This window comes from Clostridioides sp. ZZV14-6345 (assembly GCF_020657775.1).
Taxonomy (GTDB): Bacteria; Bacillota; Clostridia; order Peptostreptococcales; family Peptostreptococcaceae; genus Clostridioides; species Clostridioides difficile_D.
In genome coordinates this window covers 16258-31397 of the sequence record NZ_JAGWCX010000019.1, presented here as the reverse complement: position 1 = coordinate 31397, position 15140 = coordinate 16258, and the positions used below count along the sequence as shown (strand labels likewise).

Annotated in this window: 13 protein-coding genes; 1 reads left to right on the top strand and 12 read right to left on the bottom strand. The window is 28.6% G+C overall.

The genetic code is table 11. The annotated features are described in order from the left end of the window. Positions 1-186 precede the first annotated feature (186 nt). Together KGF39_RS07125 and KGF39_RS07120 are read right to left on the bottom strand one after the other, a co-directional pair. Positions 187-1167 carry a membrane dipeptidase gene (locus tag KGF39_RS07125; protein ID WP_227821750.1) on the bottom strand — a complete coding sequence of 327 codons (981 nt, stop codon included), beginning with the start codon at positions 1165-1167 and terminating at the stop codon, positions 187-189. A gap of 59 nt (positions 1168-1226) precedes the next feature. Further along, the gene (locus KGF39_RS07120) at positions 1227-2429 is read right to left on the bottom strand and encodes a DUF819 family protein (protein ID WP_227821749.1); all 1203 of its coding nucleotides are present in this window, start codon (positions 2427-2429) and stop codon (positions 1227-1229) included. Positions 2430-2622: 193 nt separating this feature from the next. Between KGF39_RS07120 and KGF39_RS07115 the strand changes: the two genes are divergently transcribed. Continuing rightward, a complete protein-coding gene (locus KGF39_RS07115; RefSeq protein WP_065388303.1) occupies positions 2623-3177 on the top strand; it encodes a cupin domain-containing protein in 555 nt (184 codons plus the stop codon). 116 nt (positions 3178-3293) lie between these two features. Here the strand turns inward: KGF39_RS07115 and KGF39_RS07110 are convergent, their stop codons facing one another. The 10 genes from KGF39_RS07110 to KGF39_RS07065 all read right to left on the bottom strand — a co-directional run bounded on the left by KGF39_RS07110 (position 3294) and on the right by KGF39_RS07065 (position 15057). Further along, positions 3294-4085 carry an HAD hydrolase family protein gene (locus tag KGF39_RS07110; RefSeq protein ID WP_227821748.1) on the bottom strand — a complete coding sequence of 264 codons (792 nt, stop codon included), beginning with the start codon at positions 4083-4085 and terminating at the stop codon, positions 3294-3296. 27 nt (positions 4086-4112) lie between these two features. After that, the gene (locus tag KGF39_RS07105; protein WP_227821747.1) at positions 4113-5201 is read right to left on the bottom strand and encodes a cysteine protease StiP family protein; all 1089 of its coding nucleotides are present in this window, start codon (positions 5199-5201) and stop codon (positions 4113-4115) included. A 47-nt stretch (positions 5202-5248) separates the two neighbouring features. Then, positions 5249-6487, bottom strand: coding sequence for a phosphoribosyltransferase family protein (locus KGF39_RS07100; protein ID WP_227821746.1), 1239 nt, complete (start codon positions 6485-6487; stop codon positions 5249-5251). Next, a complete protein-coding gene (locus tag KGF39_RS07095; RefSeq protein WP_227821745.1) occupies positions 6465-7541 on the bottom strand; it encodes an HpcH/HpaI aldolase/citrate lyase family protein in 1077 nt (358 codons plus the stop codon). The genes KGF39_RS07100 and KGF39_RS07095 overlap by 23 nt, the downstream gene beginning before the upstream one ends. Positions 7542-7604: 63 nt before the next feature. Further along, positions 7605-8741, bottom strand: coding sequence for a toxic anion resistance protein (locus KGF39_RS07090; protein ID WP_227821744.1), 1137 nt, complete (start codon positions 8739-8741; stop codon positions 7605-7607). Continuing rightward, a complete protein-coding gene (locus KGF39_RS07085; protein WP_227821743.1) occupies positions 8742-10304 on the bottom strand; it encodes a YceG family protein in 1563 nt (520 codons plus the stop codon). Positions 10305-10397: 93 nt separating this feature from the next. After that, positions 10398-13157 (bottom strand): calcium-translocating P-type ATPase, PMCA-type, encoded by a 2760-nt coding sequence (locus KGF39_RS07080; RefSeq protein WP_227821742.1) that lies wholly within the window; start codon positions 13155-13157, stop codon positions 10398-10400. Then, positions 13147-13776 carry a TerD family protein gene (locus KGF39_RS07075; protein WP_227453321.1) on the bottom strand — a complete coding sequence of 210 codons (630 nt, stop codon included), beginning with the start codon at positions 13774-13776 and terminating at the stop codon, positions 13147-13149. Before KGF39_RS07075 ends, KGF39_RS07080 begins: the two co-directional genes overlap by 11 nt. Positions 13777-13861: 85 nt before the next feature. Then, a complete protein-coding gene (locus tag KGF39_RS07070; protein ID WP_054273634.1) occupies positions 13862-14440 on the bottom strand; it encodes a TerD family protein in 579 nt (192 codons plus the stop codon). 38 nt (positions 14441-14478) lie between these two features. Further along, complete coding sequence (locus KGF39_RS07065) at positions 14479-15057, bottom strand: TerD family protein (protein ID WP_054273633.1); 579 nt, start codon at positions 15055-15057, stop codon at positions 14479-14481. Between the last annotated feature and the right edge of the window lie 83 nt (positions 15058-15140).

Below are 15140 nucleotides of genomic sequence, written 5' to 3'. Positions count from 1 at the left end.
TATCAATAATAATTATCATTGTCAATACGTATATATATTTGTTTTTTTCAAAAAAATGTTACTAGAATTGAAATTTCTAGTAACATTAAAAATCTAATTTTATAAAATAAACTATAAACACTAATTTGAATATGTAGATGTTGTTGTTTAAAGATAATGTTTTGTTAATTTAATTTATTTATTATATTATTTTAGTATATCTTTAAAGAGTCTATAAAAATTGCCACTAGAAATTAAATCTATATCGCTTTTTTTATAACCTCTATTTTCAAGTTCTACTACTATATTATGTGCTGTATGTGTACTTTCAAGACCATCTACACTTGGAACACTAGCATTTTCAGTAAAAGAACCTATAGTCTCTTTTCCTAAGTAATCACTAAAATCAAAGCCAAAAGATACATGTTCTATACCTATAAGATTTACTATGTAGTCTATATGGTCAACTAAGTGTATCAAATCTTGCTTATTGGGATTACTATTAGTAAATCCTCTAAAACTATTTATTCCTACTAATCCACCTGTATTTGAAATTTCTTTTAATTGATTATCTGTAAGGTTCCTTTTAGCATCACATAAACTCCTAGCATTAGAATGAGAAGCTATAACTGGCTTACTTACAATAGACATTAAATCCCAAAATGACTTTTCATTCAAGTGTGATACATCTACTATCATGCCCAATTCTTCCATCTTATTTACTGCTTTTTTCCCTATTTCAGTTAGACCACGATTTTCATCTCCTGAACATCCTGTAGCAAGTTCATTTTGCTCATTCCAAGTTAATGATGCATGTCTTGCACCAACTTCCTTATAAAAATAATCTATTAAATCTATATTTTTTCCAATATGACTTAACCCTTCAAGTCCTATTAAAATATTTATTTTATTCTTAGTTAAACCTTTATCTATATCTGAATACTTTTTTACTATATTTACAACATCTTTCATATCTTCAATTTCATCTTTTATACAGCTTATAATTTGTTTAACTCTTTTTTCAGGTTCTTTATCATATGGAGGGTCTATCCATATTACAAAAATAGCTCCCTCTATATTCGCTCTTTTAAAGTTATCAAGATGTATTCTTCTAAATACATCTTTCTCCCCGTTAAGCCTTCTTATTGTTACATCTGCCCAAGTATCTGAATGTCCATCGAAAATCATAACAACCTCCAATTATATAAAAATCTTTTAAAAAAACAACTTTTTTTATTCACGTAAAATTATATCAAAATATTTCCTACTAAAAGACCAAAATAATTTCCTACTATGTATCCAAATGTCCCTACTATAAGTATTGGCCCTACTAGTTTAGACCATCCTTTTGATATTGCCATAGCTGCTGCTGTTGTAGGTCCACCAATATTTGCATTAGATGCAAGAATAGCTTCTTCTAAGCTAAACTTAAATATTTTAGCAACTATAAATGTAACTAACATGTTTATTAGTACCATTATTCCACAGAATAAAAGTAGTAATGGTGATTTTTGAATTATTAATGGTATTGAAGCAGGAACACCTACTACAACAAAGAAAATGTATATTAAAAATGTACCTAACTCCTGTGCTCCTTTTATATCACTAAAGAAATTAGGCATAGATGTAGCAAATAACATAGTCAAAGTAGTTATTATTAGATATTGATTGCCAAATAAAGTATTTAACATTGCTAAAAAAGGATTTGATGTTGGTATTATGGCTTTGAACCAAGTGGATAGTTCTACAGATACTGCAACAATTATAAAGGCACTACCAATAGCTATTGCTATATCTTTTAAGGATATTTCTTTTCTTCCCCAGTAATTTGCTGCTATTGTTTCTCCTTCAGTTACACCTATACTTTCCATCTCATCTACATGTGGATGTTTAAAATGTTTTCTAAAAAATCCAATTGATGGTATAGCTATTAAAACAAAAAAATATAATGCCATTAAAAGATTATCTGCTACAACTGTTGCTGATACTAATTCTCCTGGTACATCAAATGCTCCTGACATAGCTGCAAAGTTTACATTTCCACCTATATAAGAACCTGTCATCATAGCTGCAACAATATTTAAATCTGGTACTACATTTTTTAATGTTAAAAATCCAATCATAGATCCAAGCACAGTTCCTACAGAACCTACAAGAAATATTACGAGTAATCTTCCACTTTCTTTCCATATCTTTTTAATGTTACATTGATATAACAATAAAGCTATGGCTAAAGGAACAACATATCCCCATACTTGGTCATATACAACAGACTCTACTGGTATGATATTTAGATTCGATAATAACATTGCCCCTACAAGAGCTATTATTGCTCCTGACACCTTTGATGCCCAACTGTACTTTTGTTCCAAATAAATACTAAATGCTGCCCAGCCAGTTATAACTGCCCATAACACCCAAATATTATCAGGACTTACAAAACTCTTCATCTTAACTACCTCCATTTCATTAAATTAAAATATCGATATTAATATTCAATATATTGAATATTAATACTATTATAATGCATTTTTTCAGAAAATTCAATATAGCAGAAAAAATACATGTATTGCAAAACTTTTTTTATTTTATTAATCTTTAGAAATTATATGTTATAATCATTTCTGAGGGGGTTTGTATCTAATGAATATAGACGTAGGAAGTAAAATTAGAGCTCTTAGAAAATCTAAAAATATCAGTATCTCTACTTTAGCAAAAAACTCAGATTTAAGTACGGGCTTAATAAGTCAAATTGAGCGCAATATGGTTGTTCCATCAATTGTAGCAATGTGGAAAATATCAAAAGCTCTTGATATAAATATAGGTTATTTCTTTGATGAGATTGGAAGAGATGACTCTGATATAGTAGTAAAGAAAAACAATCGAAAAAAAATAGTAACTAATGATTCTACAAAATTTTATGAACTTCTTGTTCCTAATTTATCTGGTAAAAAAATAGAATTTATACTTGTTACACTAGATGGTCATACACAAAAAAATAGTGAATTTGTGACACATGAAGGAGAAGAATGTGGATATATAATAAAAGGAAAAATGAAGATAACACTTGGAAATAAGGAATATATATTGGAGGAAGGAGATAGTTTTTATTTTAACAGTACTATCCCACATGTATATGAAAATTACGATGATAATGTATGTATCTCAGTCTGGGCAATGACTCCACCTTCATTTTAATATATTGAATTCTTACTTAAATATAAATTGATAAAAATCTGAAATAAATTAGTATGATAAACTTTATTATAATTTATTTCAGATTTTTCTAATTCGTTATTTATATATGTCAGTAATTATATATTAAGCAGGCAACTTTCATCTAAAATGCTAGATAGTATCTCTTCAGTTCCACTCATTCCATTACAAGAACTTGATATAAATGAATTTCTTATTTCATTTTTGTTTATGTCACCATGTTTTAACACATAAGCTTTATTTGAGATATTAAGCATACCCTGGTCCATAATAGAATCTCCAATTGCATAAAAAAATTCTATTCCTAATTCTTCGGTCAAGTATTTTATAGCATTTTCTTTTGAAATTTCTTTTGGTATAAAATAGATTTTTCTGCCACTCACATAGAACCTCCAATTTTTTGACTCCAATATATTTATGTACTCTTTGATTGAGTCCAAATTAAATTTTGAGAAATCAACAACTATATAAAAAAATGTATCTTCTGCAACTTTAAAATTAGTTATTCCATCTATATTCAAATAATCTCTAAAGTTATCAATCATACTTTCAATCGGTTCATAGCCAGATTTTAATTTATCTATTTTTTCACTCCATGATTTCAATATTTCATTATCTTTAAGTATAATTCCTCCATTTGAAGTTATACTCCAAGGAAAGTAAATTCCATATTTATTAAATTCTATACGCTTAAATTGCTCTACTGTTCTAGTAGTTGTCGGTATAAACATACCATAATATTGTATTTGCTTTATTAAATTTATAGTATCTAAAGATATATAAGATATTTCTTTTTCTCTATAAATTTCTATATTAGTATATTCCTTATCAGTATCTAAAAATTTATCAGAGTAGATAATACTCCTGTCTAAATCTGAAAAAACAATCATTCAGTCTTCTCCTGTCTAATATATTTTCTAAACATCTTTCATATTTTTTATTATTCCACAACATTTATAGGCTTTTAAATCCATTTGTTCAACCTCAACATTTTTTTCTTTAGCTAATACGAATATATGCTCTAAAGATTTGTCATTCAAATCTTTAACAAGAATCTTATATGGAACTCTTCTAAGTAAAACTCTTGTTGTTTCCCCAACACCTGGTTTGATAAGGTTAATGTCTGTTATACTGTACTTTTCCTTTATATTTAAAACATCAAAATATCCATCTCTTGTTATAATATCACTTTCCCATTTTTCGACTTCATCAGATATATTTTTAAATTGATTTTTAAAACATTCTTCTATAGTTTCTATATAATTTATAGATTCATCTTTATCTTTTAAATGTCTATAGAACTTAGCACCATGAAAGTCATCTTTACCAATTAAATCTTCTCTTAATACAGTTCTACTTACTAATCCAGAAACAGTTGAGTTTAAACATGCACTTGGTATCAAGAAGTCTTCTCTAATTCCATAAAGTCCTGAATATCCAGCAGGGTCAGCTAATACAGCAAGAGTTGAGTCAAAGTGTTTTTTAAATTTAACATTAAGCTCATCACATGCTTTTTCAAGTTCTTTTGATATAGTTCCCTTGCCAGTCCACCCATCTAAAAATTGAATTTTTGAACTTGGATGATTCTTTACTATATATTCAATTGCATTCATATCTATTCCTTTATCTCTTATTATAGAGATTGTATAGTGAGGTAAATTTACATTATACTTATTTCTTAAGTATCTTTTTGCCAAAATACCAATAGGTGTTCCTGCTCTAGCAAGTGAAACTAACACTACATCATTACCATTTTTTTTTATTATTTTTTCACACATAACGCCTATAGAAAATGCAAGCTTATCTTTATTTTCTCTCAGTTTCTCATGATATAAATTCAGATAATCTTCACTAACTTCATACTCTATTGGTATCATTTCTGAATAATGTCTGCCATTTTGTATTTTTAATTCTCTCTCTTTATTTCCTTCTTCCTCAATTAAATTTGATATATCTTTTAATAAAAAAATAACATCATCTTTAGAATATGTGCTAAAATCTCCCATATGACTCAACTCCTATCTTAAAATTGTGATATATTATCCAAAATACTTTAGCTACAACATACTATAGTCAATTCTTTTATACTTGTCTCTTTAATTATATCAATAAATTCTAGATAAGAATTTTCACTTTTATTCAACTCTACAAATAAATAACACTTAGAAAATTTATGTTTATCTATATTGTAAATATAATTTTGAACATCTATATTATAAAAGCTCTTTAACATAAACTTACTCCTAATAGGATAATTATCTTTATCAATATTAATAATTGGACTTCTTGTTGTTGAATGATAGTATACATCACATTGATTTTCTTTTTCCTTTGCAAACAACATAGGTATATACATGAATTCTTCAGTACCCAAAAATAGAATCTTTTCTTTTTCATTTTTTAAAGATTCTTTACTGACCATAGTTATTTTTTTACTTTCTCTCTTAACGATTTCTTTTAATCTAGATTGTTCTCTTCTATTAATTCCAAATCTACCTGTATATTTTACATATTTCTTATTTCCAATATAATCTTCTAAGTCAACATAAATATGATTTACTACTAAATTTACTTTATCACTTAAAATAGCTTCTGATTTATTAATAGTATAATTATCATTGTAATTTGAGATAACATCTTCATCTACATTAAATTTAAAATTTCCTTTAAATAAATATACAAATTCTATCTTACAACCCAGTTCTCTTTCTAAGTAAGTAACTTTCCTTAAATTCTCATCACTTACCCAATTAAGTATGGAGCATATAGTATATTTCTTTTTAGGATAAATACTTTGAATCTTCCTAATTATATTCATACATGTATTAGCTGTGGTAATCTCATCATCAACCAATATTATCTCGTCCCCAAATTTAAAGTTGTTAAGCATCTCAAAGTATAAATTTTGGTCTGTTGCATGGGAATGTTCCTCTAAAAATTCCAGATTTTCTAACTCATCAAACTTTTCTCTAGTAGTATGAATGAACTCATAATCTCCACATAAGTAATCAAAAAAGCTATGCCCAACAGCTGTTCCAGTCTCAGCAAAAGCTATAACAGTTCCATTTGACGTTAATTTATTTTTTTCATTATAAATTGTAGCTATTAACTTTCCTAAGTTATCCATCTCACTTGGCTTACATGCTAAATGCTTACCAAGTTTTTTTGATATAAACAGAAAACGTCTTTTACTATTATTTCTTATTCCTATGTCTAAAAAATCATTTAGTTCTAAATTTAATGGATTATCAGTAATGTCAATTTCACAATTAAAATTTAAGCAATTCTTCATAGTCTACTCCTTTATTTAATACACCATATATTTTAGATAGAATCAATGTTTTTTTAGCCCATAAAAAATGTGGATTTGTTTCATTCATTCTCTCTCCTAACACACCCTTACTCACACCATATTTGCTATTTGTACTATCCAATATATCCAAGGCATCAGTGAAATCTTCATATGATACTGTAGATAATGCTTGTACAATTTGAATTTGCATTGGATGAATTACAGTTTTTCCAATTAATCCATGATATTTATCTAGTAATATTTCTTCTATATACTTACTTCTTATATCTTCATTTGTCATATCAAAAAACTCTGATACTCCCCCACTGATAGGTATATCTAATTCTGGTCTTTGAAGATATGTAATTATGTCTAGTATAAACGAAGAACAAATCAAATTATTATATATAGAGAAGTTCTTATCCCTTCTTATACCATACATCCCTAATATATCAGTTAGACCTACTCTAATGCTGAGTATTCTTAACTTATGTCTTAAAATAGCATTGTATAAATTAGTAAAACTCAGTTCTTTTTTTTCATTATATATAAATTCGCTTGTCTCTATTATTGGAATAACATACATATCTTTAAGATTCATAGAATCCAAAACTTCTATGCAGTTTTCAATCAACTCCGAATTTGCTTTAGGAATTAATATTCCTGTTACAGTATGACTATTTTTAATTATAATCTCTTTAATCCTCAACAATTGCCCCACATCTTTTATTCTTACAAAAATTAATGGTATTCCATCTTTATTTGTTATACTCTCATTATTAATATTTTTCAAAATTAATTTAAGATTTTCTATAGCCTCTAACTCTCCACTTGCACCAACAGCATCTTCTAAACAGATAGCTAATGGTCTAACTCCCTTAACATCCCCTATAACACTTTTATAAATCATATTATATTGAGTAGCTGGAACGTATAAAAAAGCACCAAGTGCATATTTCAACACATCTTTTTCAGTCTTAGCATTAAAGTCTTCTGGCTCTTTCAAAAAAATTTTCTCCAAATCGTCTTTGCAGATATAATCGAAATATTTCAATGTATAGCCTCCTCATATACATAGAAAGGGCCAACTTTATACAAATTAGCCCTTAATATAATACTACTTATTATAAATTATAGTCGTATTTAATTCTTCCAATCTCTTTGTATTATCCTTAATTAAAGCTCTATTGTTTTCTTCTATTCTCATAGTTTCATCTATACCAGACTTAATAGTATTATACATTTTTTCCAATGTCTCTATTTGAACAGAACTTGTTCCAGCCATTCTAGCTATTTGTGCACTTTGAGTACTTACATTTTGTGCATTTCTAAGCAATAATTCATTAGTTTTGTCATCAAGTGCCTTTAGAGATTTTGCTTGCAATTCTTGCTTTTTAAGTAATATAGCTTGAGATAAACATTGTTTAAATACTGGTAAAGTTACAACAAATGCACTATTTATTTTTCTAATTAAACCATAATTATTATGTTGCATACCTCTAAGCATAGGTATTGTCTGGATAGCTATATTTTCTGCTATTCTTAAATCATATACTCTTTGATTTAACATATCATAAACTTTTAATAGCTCTTGATAGTTAACAACATCCATTTGATCTCCACTAGTCTCTGATTTTTGTTTAAAGAAAGGTAGTATTTCATTATTCATTTCTTCTATTGCCATCTCTCCAGCAACAATATATTTTTGGAGTTCATTATAAAACTCAAAGTTTTCATTTAACATAGCTCCTATTTGCTTGTTAGAAAGTGCTATATCTCTTTCGTATTGCTCAAGCTCAATTTGAATTTTCTCAACTTCTCCCCCCAATGTTTCATACTTTTGAAACATCATTTCAATTGCATTATTAGCTTTTTTGAAAAGTTTTTGAACGAAATTTGGTTCCTTAGTTTCTTGAAAATCGTCTAAATCAAACTTGTCCATTATTTTAGTTAAATGAACCAACATTTTAGAATTTTCTTCATTTCTATTCAATTTTATTGTGTTTAAAAGGCTATCAGAAACTCTTGCTACTCCTTCAGATGCTTTTCTACCAAACTGTAAAATTGTATCTGGATTTTCTACTTCTATAAGAGAGGTCAATGCCTCAACTTCTTTAGACTTTCTTAGTTCATTTTTTTTATTATTTGTATATTCCATTATATCGAAATTTTCTTCTTGAACTGCTGTAGGCAAATTATCAGTAACCTCTACGGAATTCTTATCTTTTGAAAAACTATTTATATTTATCCCCATCTAAAATCGTCTCCTCTTTCCAAAAATTTTTTTAAGTAAAGGTATATCATTTTCAATTGAGCTTAATTTAAGGTCATATACCATTTTATCCAATCTGTGTATATCAATCAATTGGTTATTTATAACATTCTCTATATTATTTTCTCCTCCTGGACATAGAATAATAATATCAAATCCAATTTTACTAAGTAAAAGCATAAGAAAAACTATTTCTTTATCAAATACAATACTCTTGTGCATATATACAATCAATTTTGGATTTATAAGAGAATAATCAAAATTATTCATCATGTGAACAAACTTCTTATCCATATGAAGTACTGTAAATAGACCTTTTATCTTGTCCTCTCCACTTAGACCATTCAAGAACATGCTTCCTTCTAATAATTCCTCCACTTTTTCTAAAATCATAATTTGTTGATTTAATGCTAGTGTCGATATGGAATAATCTTTATTATTTAAAACAGAACTTTTATCTATGACACCTTTTGAATCCAATAAAAAAGATAAACTAAAAGCTTCTCTTGTAAACTCTTTTGAAAATCTATCTATATCTCCATTAAATTCAATAAATGTTGAACTTTCCGAATCTCTTAATAAGTCTAAAAACTTAATATATTCATTTTTATCATTATATATTCCATTAATCTTAGAAAGAAAATTGGGAGCTTCTACGATAGTATCATTAAACTTAAATCCTGGTCTTAATTTAAGTGGCTGATTCCAGTATATTGATATTTCATCAACAGTTGAACTTAGAAGCAAATTTTTTATTTTTCTGTCTTGAAGTTGCCAAGGTTTTATAAATCCTGCATCATTTAGCAATTCTTCACTTATACGTTTTGATGCTTCTACTCCAACAGTAAAAGCTTTTTTTACAGAACCTTTATCTATTTTTTCTCCTAAAATGACCCTTTCTTCAAAAGAAACTTTTGCTTCTATTATGTTAGCTTCCTCAAACTCTATATTGTATTTTTTTAAGTTTAAAATTTCTATATTACTCTTTGAATTTGGATTAAGATATAAAACATCAAAGCCTGCCAAGTACAATATCAAGAGTAAATAAACCTCATGCTTTTTTATATCTCCATAAAATATTATTTTTGGAGCCTCATTTTTATTTATATCTAAAGCACCGATATATGTCTTTATCCATGCCATTATTTTCACTATAAAATTTTGTTTCACTCTATCATTAGTAAATTCTTTTTCTTCATCTTTTAACACTCTATCTATTGCTTGCTTTATTTTATAATCAAGTTCTTCAAATCCTAAAATATTTATATCTACATCTTCCATGCTACTTCTATATTTTTTAAGTCCATTTTTAAAATAATTTATAATATCAAAATCACTAGGATTTGCTATAGCATCAGTAAATAAAGCAATATTTTTTTTACTATCAATATTTTGTTTTGTCTTAAATATCTCGAGATTGTACAAAATTTCATCTTCTAAACCAATATATGAAATAAAATAACTTAGATATCCTTTTGAAGGAGTGTAATTTCCTCTATCTGATTGGCTGGAGAATATTTTTTCAAATACCTTTGAGTCACCCATAATTATCCTCCCAATTTAAATGTTTATTCAGAACTGACTCAAAATACATATTTTGAGCCAGTCTGTTATCTTCTATCTTCTAAAAAATTTATTTTAAGCAGTCTTTTTTGGTTTTACCAGTCTTATTATACATTTTACAACTTCATTAACTACAATTACACTTGCTGCTACACATAGAACTTTTACCCATGTCATAATATCCATAGCTACAGAGTTAAAGAAATCTTGGAATAGCTGAGTAAATATTACTTGTGCAATTCCTGTTAATAATATTATTTGTAGTGCTAATTTATTGTGTGTAAAGTTAGGGAAAATACTATCTGCATTAAATTCTCTACAGTTAAATGCATTAAATAATGCACTAAAAGCAAATAATGCAAACATTACAGTTCCCTTATGAGCTTCATCAACTCCTAAGAAGTTAAATGTAGATTGTAACATTAGTATTGCTGTTATATAGAATGCATTTAATACTATTGTATACACCATTGATTTAGAAATTATATTGGCTTTTCTATCAACAGGTTTTCTATTTAATACATGGTCTCTAACTGGCTCTAGACCTAATGCTAGTGCTGGTGGACCATCCATAATTATGTTTACCCATAATAATTGTATTGTAGTAAATGGCATCTCTTGTCCCATAACCTGAGATATTATAGCCACTAAAAAGGCAATTACATTTACAGTTAATTGGAACTGAACGAATCTTTGGAAGTTATCATAAATTCCTCTACCCCATTTAATACCTTTTACAATAGTACTAAAACTATCATCAGTTAAAATTATATCTGCTGCGTTTTTAGATACCTCTGTACCAGATATACCCATTGCTATACCAACATCTGCTTTTGAAAGCGCCGGAGCATCATTTATACCATCACCTGTTACTGCAACAACATCTCCACTCTTTTGTAGAGCTGAAACTATTCTCATCTTACTATCTGGCTTACTTCTTGCAACAATTGATATAGTTTGCATCTCTTGCTTTAACTCTTCATCATCTAAAGTATCTATATATGAAGCTTCAACTACTCTCATATTATTTTTTAATAAACCTAATTCTTCACCTATAGCTCTTGCTGTATTTATATTATCTCCTGTAAGCATTTTTACAGAAACACCCGCTTTGTTTGCTGTATTTACAGACTCTATAACATCTTTTCTAAGCGGGTCTCTTATACCAACAAATCCACTGAATACTAAATTACTTTCCATTGCACTTACATTCATAGCATCACTTTCAGCAGTTACTGCTGCTTCTTCTTCAGCTTCTGAGATTTCTTTATATGCAAACCCTAAAGTTCTCATTGATTTTATTTGTAATTTCTTTATTTCTTCCAAAATCTCATGTTTTATGTTTTCAGTTAATGGAACTACGTCTTTTCCTCTTTGGATATGTGAACATAGCTCAAGTAGGACTTCTGGTGCTCCTTTTGATAATAGTACATGATTATTATCTTGACCTATAACAGAAGTCATTCTCTTTGAATCAGAAGTAAAAGGATTTTGAGCTACTATATTAGAATTCTTTCTAGCTTGTCTATAGTCTACGTTTTTGTAGTATAAAAGCAATGCACATTCAGTAGCACTTCCTAAATACTTAATATCACCATCATTATGCTCTACATCAGCTGTAGAGTTTATCATACAGTTTTCTTCAAAATAACTATTTATTTCCTCTTCTGAATTTTCAATATATCTTCCATCAATATATGCAACTTCTACAGTCATTCTATTTTCAGTTAATGTACCAGTTTTATCTGAACATATCACAGAAACAGAACCTATAGTTTCACAAGCTTCTTTTTTAGTAACCAATGCATTTATTTTAGCCATTTTTTGCATTGTTATTGCAAGTGTCATATTTATCATAGTTGGAAGACCTTCTGGTACCGCTGCAACTATCAATGCAACACATACTGTAAATGCTGTTTTAACAGGGTCTATTGATTCTAAAAATGGTAATATTCCAGACATGTCTACATTTAATACATTTTTACTTACCATTTGGAAAACCATAAATATAAATAACAATCCTGCTACTGCACTAGAAACTTTGGCTATCAAACCACCTAAGTTTCCAAGTTTTATCTGAAGTGGAGTTTGCTCATCTGTTTCTGATAAGTTTTGAGCAATTTTACCCATTTCACTACTATCTCCAATTGAAGTTACAACTAGAGTTCCTCTACCATAAGCTACAAGTGTACCACCAAACACCATATTTATTTGTTTCGCAGGTATTGGCTCTTGTACTACTACTGCTCCTTTAGATTCTATTTCTTCCATAGAAACTACTACATCACACTTTTTAGATACATCATCAGATTCTCCTGTTAACATATCTTCTCTGACTTTAAGATTTATAGTTTCTATAAGTCTACCATCAGCAGGTACCATGTCACCAGTTTCAATATATACTATATCACCTGGTACCAATTCACTCTTAGAAATTTGATGTACTTCCCCATCTCTCAATACTTTAACTTCTATGTTTTCAGTCAATTTAGAAAGGGCATCTGCCGCTTTCTTAGAGCGACCTTCTGTAATCATACCTATTGCTATACCTATTGCTATAGCACCTACAATCCCTATTGCATCATGAGTTTCCCCAATTACCGCACTTACTACTGCCGCAATAATCAAGATAACTATCATTGGCTCACTTAAACTTTCCTTTAAATCATCCCAAAAACTTCCTTCTTCTTTTGGGGTAAATTCATTTAAGCCATACTTTTCTCTTCTAGTCTTGACTTCTGATTCTGATAAACCTTTTTCAGGATTAACAGATAAGTCTGTTGTCACTTCTTCTTTATTTACATTATAATATTTGATATCATTGTTAAATTCCATATGCACACTCAATCCTGTCTAAATTTTGCATTACTTCTTTAAGACCCGCATCTTTTGTTCCTTCGCCAATTGCTTTAAATTGCCAACTTCCATCTTTTCTGTATATAGCTCCTACTATAAGAGTAGTTTTTTCAGAATAGTTATCAGATAGATTATATTTTGCTATCTCTTTCTTATTACTTTGGTCCTCAACTCTTATATAGGCGTTTTCTATCATGCCAAAGTGTTGTTTTCTATCCACACAATTGTATATATTTACTACAAATAATAATTTATGAATATTTGATGGAACTTTATCCAAATTAACTAGGATTTGTTCATCATCACCTGCACCTTCACCAGTTAGATTGTCTCCTGTATGCAAAACTGACTTACAGGCACTTTTTAGATTTCCAAAATAAATTAAATCTTTGATTCCACTTAATTTACCTTCTTGATTAAGCATAAATACAGATGCATCACAATCTATATCAGCTTGTCCTCCACCAAATAACGATTTAAAAAATCCTCCACCTGACTGTTGCACAGGGTCCCATCCTAGACCTACAAGTATGTTGCTCAGTCCCGGGTTAGATTTTTTTAAATCTATTTTATCACCTTTTGATAAATTAATCGACATACTAAACCTCCACAAAATTTTATATAATATAACCTATACATTATTTGTATAGGTTATTTATATTTAATATATTATATTACTTAAATTAAACATTTAAGCCATAATTTCTACAAAGTGCCTCTAAACCACCTTCAAATCCTGCTCCAACTGCACTAAACTTCCATTCACCATTATACTTATATATCTCACACACTGTAATTGCAGTTTCTATACTAAATTCTTCACCTAAGTCATATCTTAATATTTCTTCATCATTTTCAGAATTTAAAACCCTTACATAAGAGTTGCTTACTTGTCCAAAATTTTGTCTTCTTTCAGCAGCTTCATATATTGTAACTGTTACAGCTATCTTTTGTATATGCTTTGGCATTGACTCTAGATTCACTAATATTTCCTCATCATCTCCATCACCTTCACCAGTTCTATTATCACCTAAATGTTCAACTGCTCCAGATGGATGTTTTAAGTTATTATAGAATATAAAATCTTCATCGTTTTCAACTCTTTGAGATTCTCCAACCATGAAAACACTTACATCTAAATCATAGTCATAGCCACTATCAAATGAATTTGTATCCCAGCCTAGTCCAAGTTTTATATTTTTAAGACCTGGATTTCCCTTAGTTAAATCAATTTTTTGTCCTTTTTTTAATACTATAGCCATGGAAAATATCCCCCTCTAGTTTATTATTATATTTGAAATTATAAGTTTATTCCAAAATTTCCACATAGTGCAGCAAGACCACCTTCAAAACCAGAACCTAGTGCATTAAACTTCCATTCTCCATTGTGCTTATATATTTCAGCTACTACTATAGCTGTTTCTATACTAAAATCTTCTCCTAATTCATACTTTATTAACTCTTCATTTGTATCTTTATCTACTATTCTTATATAGGAATTACTTACTTGTCCAAAATTTTGTCTTCTTTCTGCTGCATCATGAATTGTAACAGTAAAAGAAATCTTGCTTATTTCTCCAGGAATCTTAGATAAATCAACAACTATTTGTTCGTCATCTCCATCACCTTCACCAGTTCTGTTATCACCTAGATGTTCAACTGCTCCAGAAGTATGTTTTAAATTGTTGTAAAATACAAAATCTCCATCATTAGTGACACTTCCACTTGCTCCTGTTAAAAATGCTGCTGTATCTAAATCAAAGTCAAATCCACCATCATACTTGTTAGTGTCCCATCCTAAACCTACTAAAATATTTTTAAGGCCTGGATTTCCTTTAGTTAAATCAACCTTTTGGCCTTTTGATAATGTTATACCCATAATTTATCGCTCCCTTGTTAATTTTAGCTAAACAAATCTTGCTAATTATTTATCTTTTTCTTTAATCATATTATAACATTTTT

What these genes read in the sequence shown, in the direction of transcription:
- KGF39_RS07125 (WP_227821750.1), bottom strand. Translation starts at nt 1,167, where the DNA reads ATGATTTTCGATGGACATTCAGATACTTGGGCAGATGTAACAATAAGA.
- KGF39_RS07120 (WP_227821749.1), bottom strand. Translation starts at nt 2,429, where the DNA reads ATGAAGAGTTTTGTAAGTCCTGATAATATTTGGGTGTTATGGGCAGTT.
- KGF39_RS07115 (WP_065388303.1), top strand. Translation starts at nt 2,623, where the DNA reads ATGAATATAGACGTAGGAAGTAAAATTAGAGCTCTTAGAAAATCTAAA.
- KGF39_RS07110 (WP_227821748.1), bottom strand. Translation starts at nt 4,085, where the DNA reads ATGATTGTTTTTTCAGATTTAGACAGGAGTATTATCTACTCTGATAAA.
- KGF39_RS07105 (WP_227821747.1), bottom strand. Translation starts at nt 5,201, where the DNA reads ATGGGAGATTTTAGCACATATTCTAAAGATGATGTTATTTTTTTATTA.
- KGF39_RS07100 (WP_227821746.1), bottom strand. Translation starts at nt 6,487, where the DNA reads ATGAAGAATTGCTTAAATTTTAATTGTGAAATTGACATTACTGATAAT.
- KGF39_RS07090 (WP_227821744.1), bottom strand. Translation starts at nt 8,741, where the DNA reads ATGGGGATAAATATAAATAGTTTTTCAAAAGATAAGAATTCCGTAGAG.
- KGF39_RS07085 (WP_227821743.1), bottom strand. Translation starts at nt 10,304, where the DNA reads ATGGGTGACTCAAAGGTATTTGAAAAAATATTCTCCAGCCAATCAGAT.
- KGF39_RS07080 (WP_227821742.1), bottom strand. Translation starts at nt 13,157, where the DNA reads ATGGAATTTAACAATGATATCAAATATTATAATGTAAATAAAGAAGAA.
- KGF39_RS07075 (WP_227453321.1), bottom strand. Translation starts at nt 13,776, where the DNA reads ATGTCGATTAATTTATCAAAAGGTGATAAAATAGATTTAAAAAAATCT.
- KGF39_RS07070 (WP_054273634.1), bottom strand. Translation starts at nt 14,440, where the DNA reads ATGGCTATAGTATTAAAAAAAGGACAAAAAATTGATTTAACTAAGGGA.
- KGF39_RS07065 (WP_054273633.1), bottom strand. Translation starts at nt 15,057, where the DNA reads ATGGGTATAACATTATCAAAAGGCCAAAAGGTTGATTTAACTAAAGGA.